This is a genomic window from Mycobacterium sp. (assembly GCF_049673265.1).
In the GTDB taxonomy this organism is placed as follows: Bacteria; Actinomycetota; Actinomycetes; order Mycobacteriales; family Mycobacteriaceae; genus Mycobacterium.
Map to the genome: position 1 here is coordinate 1 of NZ_JBATXN010000189.1, position 6412 is coordinate 6412.

At 66.0% G+C, this 6412-nt stretch carries 6 protein-coding genes and 1 pseudogene; 6 read left to right on the forward strand and 1 reads right to left on the reverse strand.

All coding sequences use genetic code 11. The features are described from left to right. The 6 genes from WBF82_RS06725 to WBF82_RS06750 all read left to right on the forward strand — a co-directional run. Positions 1–801, forward strand: an 801-nt coding sequence (locus WBF82_RS06725) for an ABC1 kinase family protein (protein ID WP_424382291.1), incomplete at its 5' end; no start/stop codon positions are given. A 61-nt stretch (positions 802–862) separates the two neighbouring features. After that, positions 863–1711, forward strand: coding sequence for an alpha/beta fold hydrolase (locus WBF82_RS06730; protein ID WP_424382296.1), 849 nt, complete (start codon positions 863–865; stop codon positions 1709–1711). A 65-nt stretch (positions 1712–1776) separates the two neighbouring features. Continuing rightward, positions 1777–2640: a cyclopropane mycolic acid synthase family methyltransferase gene (locus WBF82_RS06735; protein WP_424382292.1), complete on the forward strand. Its 864-nt coding sequence runs from the start codon at positions 1777–1779 to the stop codon at positions 2638–2640. 106 nt (positions 2641–2746) lie between these two features. Further along, positions 2747–3643, forward strand: a complete 897-nt coding sequence (gene mmaA4, locus WBF82_RS06740) for a hydroxymycolate synthase MmaA4 (RefSeq protein ID WP_424382293.1) — start codon at positions 2747–2749, stop codon at positions 3641–3643. A 108-nt stretch (positions 3644–3751) separates the two neighbouring features. After that, entirely contained in the window at positions 3752–4450 is a 699-nt protein-coding gene (locus WBF82_RS06745; protein WP_424382294.1) for a YciI family protein, read from the forward strand. A 5-nt stretch (positions 4451–4455) separates the two neighbouring features. Continuing rightward, positions 4456–5670: an RNA polymerase sigma factor gene (locus WBF82_RS06750; RefSeq protein ID WP_424382295.1), complete on the forward strand. Its 1215-nt coding sequence runs from the start codon at positions 4456–4458 to the stop codon at positions 5668–5670. On the opposite strand, the pseudogene WBF82_RS06755 reads toward WBF82_RS06750, so the two are convergent. Next, positions 5667–6412 (reverse strand): annotated as a pseudogene (locus tag WBF82_RS06755) (fatty-acid--CoA ligase); the annotation flags it as partial. The gene WBF82_RS06750 and the pseudogene WBF82_RS06755 sit on opposite strands and share 4 nt — an antisense overlap.

Sequence of the window (6412 nt, forward strand, 5' to 3'; positions counted from 1 at the left end):
CTGTCCGCCCAAGACGTGGTCGCCGACTTTTCCGACAACCTGGCCGAGGAGCTGAACTTCCGCCTCGAGGCGCAGTCGATGGAGGCCTGGGTGTCGCACCTGCACGCCTCGCCGCTGGGCCGCAACATCCGGGTCCCCCAGGTGTACTGGGACCTGACCAGCGACCGGGTGCTGACGATGGAGCGGGTGCAGGGCATCCGCATTGACGACGTCGCCGCCATCCGCAAGGCCGGATTCGACGGCACCGAGCTGGTCAAGGCGTTGCTGTTCAGCCTGTTCGAGGGCGGCCTGCGACATGGCCTGTTCCACGGCGACCTGCACGCCGGCAACCTCTACGTCGACGAGGCGGGCCGCATCGTGTTCTTCGACTTCGGCATCATGGGCCGCATCGATCCGCGCACCCGCTGGTTGCTGCGCGAGCTGGTATATGCCCTGCTGGTCAAGAAGGACCACGCCGCGGCGGGCAAGATCGTCGTGTTGATGGGCGCCGTGGGCACAATGCGGCCCGAAGCCCAAGCCGCCAAGGACCTGGAGAAGTTCACCACCCCGCTGACCATGCAGACGCTGGGCGATATGTCCTACGCCGACATCGGCAGGCAGCTCTCGACGCTGGCCGACGCCTACGACGTCAAGCTGCCCCGCGAGCTGGTGCTGATCGGCAAGCAGTTCCTCTATGTCGAGCGGTACATGAAGCTGCTGGCGCCGCGATGGCAGATGATGTCCGACCCGCAGCTCACCGGATACTTCGCCAACTTCATGGTCGAGGTCGGCCGCGAGCACCAATCCGATGTAGAGGTATAGGTCTGTGGAAATCCGAAGCGGCACAGCACGTTCCGGCGATCTGGACATCTATTACGAAGACATGGGCGACCCGGGCGACCCGGCCGTGCTGTTGATCATGGGGCTGGGCTCGCAACTGCTGCTGTGGCGCGACGGCTTCTGCGAGAAGCTCGTCGCCGAAGGCCTACGGGTGATCCGCTACGACAACCGCGACGTCGGCCTGTCCAGCAAGACCGAGCGGCGCCACACCGGGGGGGCGCAGATCCCCCGGATGCTGAAGTTCTGGCTGGGCATCCCCGGCCAAGCCGATTACACGCTCGAAGACATGGCCGACGACGCTGCCGCGGTGCTCGACCACCTCGGCATCGAGCGCGCACACATCGCCGGCGCGTCGATGGGCGGCATGATCGCCCAGATCTTCGCTGCCCGGTTCCGTGCGCGGACGCGGTCGCTGGCGGTGATCTTCTCCAGCAACAACCAACCGTTCCTGCCACCGCCGGCGCCGCGCGCACTGTTCGCGGTGCTCAAGGGGCCGGCGCCGAATTCCCCGATCGACGTGATCGCCGACCACTCGGTGAAGGTCTGGCGAATCATCGGCAGCCCCCGCTACCCGGCGCCCGAGCAGCGGCTGCGTAACGACGCGATCGAGGCCTACGAACGCTGTTACTACCCGTGGGGCATCAGCCGGCATTTCAGTGCGATCATCGCCAGCGGCAGCCTGCTGCGCTATGACCGGCAGATCACCGTACCCACCGTGGTCCTGCATGGCCGCGAGGACAAGCTGCAGCGCCCGTTCGGCGGCCGGGTAGTCGCCCGCGCGATCCGGGGAGCTCGTCTGGTGTTGATCGACGGCATGGGCCACGACCTGCCCGAACAGCTGTGGGATCGGGTTATCGGCGAGCTGACGAGCACTTTTGCCGATTCGGTCTGACCAGGCCGATCGACTACCATAACGGGCGGATAACCGGGGGGAAAACCAGAAAGGCACACGCTCGCATGGCGGAAAAACTGAGGCCACATTTCGAAGACGTCCAGGCGCACTACGACCTGTCTGACGACTTCTTCCGGCTGTTTCTCGACCCGAGCCAGACCTACAGCTGCGCCTACTTCGAACGTGACGACATGACGCTGGAAGAAGCCCAGCAAGCCAAGGTCGACCTGGCGTTGGGCAAGCTGGGTCTGCAGCCCGGGATGACGCTGCTCGACGTGGGCTGCGGCTGGGGCAGCACGATGCGCCGCGCGATCGAGAAATACGACGTCAACGTCGTCGGCCTGACGTTGAGCAAGAACCAGACCGGGCACGTGCAGAAGATGTTCGACGAGCTGGAGACCCCGCGTACCAAGCGGATCCTGCTGGCCGGCTGGGAAGAGTTCGACGAGCCGGTGGACCGGATCGTCTCCATCGGCGCATTCGAGCACTTCGGGCACGACCGCTACGACGACTTCTTCAAGATGGCCTACGACGCGCTGCCCGACGACGGGGTGATGCTGCTGCACACGATCACCGCCCTGACCGGCCCGCAGATGGTCGAACGCGGCATGCCGCTGACCTTCGAGCTGGCCCGGTTCCTGAAGTTCATCTTCACCGAGATCTTCCCGGGCGGCCGGTTGCCGTCGATCGAGAAGGTCGAGGACCACTCGTCGAAGGCCGGCTTCAGGTTGACCCGCAGGCAGTCGCTGCAGCCGCATTACGCCAAGACCCTCGACCACTGGGCCGCGGCGCTGGAGGAGCACAAGAGCCAGGCCATCGAGATCCAGTCCGAAGAGGTCTACGAGCGCTACATGCAGTATTTGACGGGTTGCGCGAAGGGATTCCGGGTCGGATACATCGACGTCAACCAGTTCACGCTGGAGAAGTAGCCCCAGCAGCGCAAAACAGGACCGGGGGCTAGCTCGGTAATGCGACAATGCCGGGTATTGTGCTTTCGCTATGCACTACCGCAGCAGGAAGGGCCACGAAACGCTGATGACTGAAAATCCAGTCACCCCGATCACCAAGCGGACGCGTCCCGAGGACATCCAGGCCCACTACGACCTCTCCGACGACTTCTTCGGGCTGTTCCAGGACCCGACGCGGACCTACAGCTCCGCCTACTTCGAGCGTGACGACATGACGCTGGAAGAAGCCCAGATCGCCAAGGTCGACCTGAACCTCGACCAGCTGGACCTCAAGCCTGGTATGACGCTGCTGGACATCGGCTGCGGCTGGGGCACCACGATGAAGCGTGCCGTGGAGAAATACGACGTCAACGTCATCGGCCTGACGTTGTCGAAGAATCAGCACGCCCGCGCTCAGCAGGTGCTGGACAGCATCGACACCAACCGCTCACGTCAGGTGCTGCTTCGTGGCTGGGAGGATTTCAGCGATCCCGTCGACAGGATCGTGTCCATCGAGGCGTTCGAGCACTTCGGCTTCGAGAACTACGACCACTTCTTCAAGAACACGTTCAACATCATGCCCGACGACGGGCGGATGACGGTGCAGAGCAGCGTCGCCTATCATCCCTACGAACTGAATGCGCGCGGCAAGAAGTTGACCTTCGAGACGGCTCGGTTCATCAAGTTCATCCTCACTGAGATCTTCCCCGGCGGCCGCTTGCCGTCCACCGCGATGATGGTCGAACACGGCGAGAAGGCAGGTTTTGTGGTGCCCGAACCGCTTTCGCTGCGGCCGAGCTACATCAGGACATTGCGACTTTGGGGCGACGCGCTGGAGGCCAACAAGGACAAGGCCCTGACGATCCAGTCCGAAGAGGTCTATGAGCGCTACATGAAGTACCTGCGCGGCTGCGAGCACTACTTCGCCGACGAGATGCTGGATGTCAGCCTGGTGACCTACCTCAAGCCGGGCGCCGTCGCCTAATCTGTTTCCGCGATTCCGCGGGCCCAGCTGTCGGATTGCGGCTGCATTGTTCGTCGGACAGGTAGAGAGTGGGACGCAGGGTTCCGCTCACTACCGGAGGTGACCACGATGCAGTACCTAGCTCTGTTGATCAGCCAGGAGCGGGATCTCACGCCCGACCAGGGCGCAAGCGAGATGGCGGCCTACGAAAGTTTCCACACCAAAGCCGGGTCGGCGATCCGCGGCGGTGACGCGCTGTTGCCCGCGGCGACCGCGGTGCGCATCGCCGGCGGTCCGGACGCGCCGACGGTCACCGACGGGCCTTTCGCCGAGGCCGCCGAGATCGCGTGCGGCTACTACGTCTTCGAAGCCGAAAACCTGGACGACGCATTGGCATTCGCCCGCGATATCCCCGCCGCCAAGCACGGCGCCATCGAAGTTCGGCCGATCTACCACACCGTCGATCCGGAATGGTCACGGCACGACGGCCAGTGGCTGGCGTTGCTGCTGGAACCACCGGCTGATGCCAACGTTCCCGGTACACCCGAATGGGAGGCCGAAGCGGCCCGACACGGCGAATTCGCCGCTGTCGCAGGCGATCACATCGTCGGCGGGGCCGCATTGCACGAGCCTGCGACGGCGACCACGGTTCGCGTTCGCGACGGCGAGGTGCTGTTGACCGACGGTCCCTACCCGGAAGGAGCCGAGATCGCCACTGGCTTCTACGTGCTCACCGCCGGCGACCGTGACGAGGCGGTCAAACTGGCCGCGATGATCCCGGCCGGCGCCGTGGAGCTACGGCAGTTGGCGGGAGTTGCCGGCCTCTAACGCCCATGGCTGACCTGGACGGCGTCTTCCGGCGCGAGTGGGGCCCGACGGTGGCCGCGCTGGCCCGGTGGTCGGGTGACCTCAGCGTCGCCGAGGACGCCGTCCAGGAGGCCTTCGCCGAGGCGTTGCGGGTGTGGCCGAGCGACGGTATACCGGACAACCCCGGGGCATGGGTGCTGACTGTGGCGCGTAACCGCGCCCGCGACCGGTTGCGCCGCGAATCAGTCCGCCCGGGAAAGGAATTGGCCGCTGTGGTGGAGCACATCCGGGCGCGCACCGATCACGCAGACCCGCATCCCGTCCGCGACGACGAATTGCGGATGATGTTCACCTGCGCCCACCCGGCACTCGACAGGGTGTCGCAGCTCGCGCTGACGCTGCGACTGGTTTCGGGGTTGACTGTCGCCGAGATCGCCCGGGCACTGCTACAGACCGAGGCCGCCGTCGGTCAGCGAATCACCCGTGCCAAGACCAAGGTCCGGCACGCCAACATCCCACTGCGGGTACCGCCGGCCGAGTTGCTGCCCGAGCGCACACCGCACGTGCTCAGCTGCATCTACTCGGTGTTCACCGAGGGCTACTGGTCCACCGCGGGCCCGTCGGCAATTCGCGACGAGCTGTGCGACGAAGGGGTCCGGCTGGCCGGCGAGCTGTGCGCGTTGATGCCGGCTGAACTGGAGGCGCACGCGTTGGCAGCCCTTGTGCTGCTGCATGATTCGCGACGGACGACCCGGGTAGATGCCGATGGGTCGCTGGTCCCGCTGGAAGAGCAGGACCGCCGCCGCTGGGACCGCGGCCGCATCGCGCGCGGCCTGGATCGGCTGCGGGCGGCCCACGGTTCGACGGGCCCGTACCTGCCGCAGGCGGTGATCGCCGCGCTGCATGCGACAGCGCCGTCCTGGGAGCAGACCGATTGGCGAAGCATCTGCGCGGCCTACGACAAGCTGTTGGCGATGACGGATTCGCCGGTGGTGCGGGCGAATCGGGCGTTGGCGATCGGCTTCCGCGACGGCCCGGATGCCGGGCTGGCGGCGTTGGACAAGGTGGCACACGATCCGCGGCTGGCCCGGTCCAACCTGGTGGCGTCGGTGCGCGCCGACTTGTTGCGGCGGGCCGGACGATACGACGACGCCGTCACCTGGTATCGAACGGCGTTGGCGTCCAATGGTTCCGAGCCGGGCCGCGACTACCTGCGCCGGCGCATCGCCGAACTCTCTTAGGCCTCGCCGGAGTTGCGCGAGATCGAAGCGGCGACCCGACCGCCCAAGTCGCCCTTGAGATATTGGGCGCGGCATGCCCGTCGCGCGAGCTTGCCGCTGGTGGTTCGCGGGATAGTGCCCGCCGCAACCAACAGCACATCCGACAACGGCAGGTGATGCCGGCGGGATACCGCCGCCCGGATGGCATCGATGACCTGTTGCAGATCTGCCCGGGCCGCGACCGGCGCCCGTTCGGCCACGATGACCAGACGCTCGCCGGCCTCATCGGCTCGCGCTCCCGGCACCTGGTTGGCTGGCACCGAGAACGCCGCCACGTAACCCGCTCGCACTGCCGGCGACGCCTCGGCCGTGGTGGCCTCGATATCCTGCGGATAGTGGTTGCGGCCATCCACGATAATCAGATCCTTGATACGCCCGGTGATGTAGAGCTCACCGTCGAGGTAGACACCGAGATCCCCGGTCCGCAGCCAGGTGGCCTCGCTCGGCGCCCCGTCCGCATGGCTACCGACGGGCAGCCGGCTCTGCAGCTTGTTGCCGAACACCTGCTCGGTTTCCTCGCGGCGGCCCCAGTAGCCACGGCCGATGTTGTCGCCGTGCAACCAGATCTCGCCGACCTCGCCGTCGGGTAGTTCCGCCTCGGCGCCGTGGTTGACGATGACGCCCCACTGGCTCTCGGAGATCTGCCCGCAAGAAACCTGCGGGATGGCGTTGGGCGCGTCCGGCTCCACCCGAACCGCATGTC

Excerpts from the sequence above, each read along its gene's own strand:
- WBF82_RS06730 (WP_424382296.1), top strand. The coding sequence starts at position 863 with ATGGGCGACCCGGGCGACCCGGCCGTGCTGTTGATCATGGGGCTGGGC.
- WBF82_RS06735 (WP_424382292.1), top strand. The coding sequence starts at position 1,777 with ATGGCGGAAAAACTGAGGCCACATTTCGAAGACGTCCAGGCGCACTAC.
- mmaA4 (WP_424382293.1), top strand. The coding sequence starts at position 2,747 with ATGACTGAAAATCCAGTCACCCCGATCACCAAGCGGACGCGTCCCGAG.
- WBF82_RS06745 (WP_424382294.1), top strand. The coding sequence starts at position 3,752 with ATGCAGTACCTAGCTCTGTTGATCAGCCAGGAGCGGGATCTCACGCCC.
- WBF82_RS06750 (WP_424382295.1), top strand. The coding sequence starts at position 4,456 with ATGGCTGACCTGGACGGCGTCTTCCGGCGCGAGTGGGGCCCGACGGTG.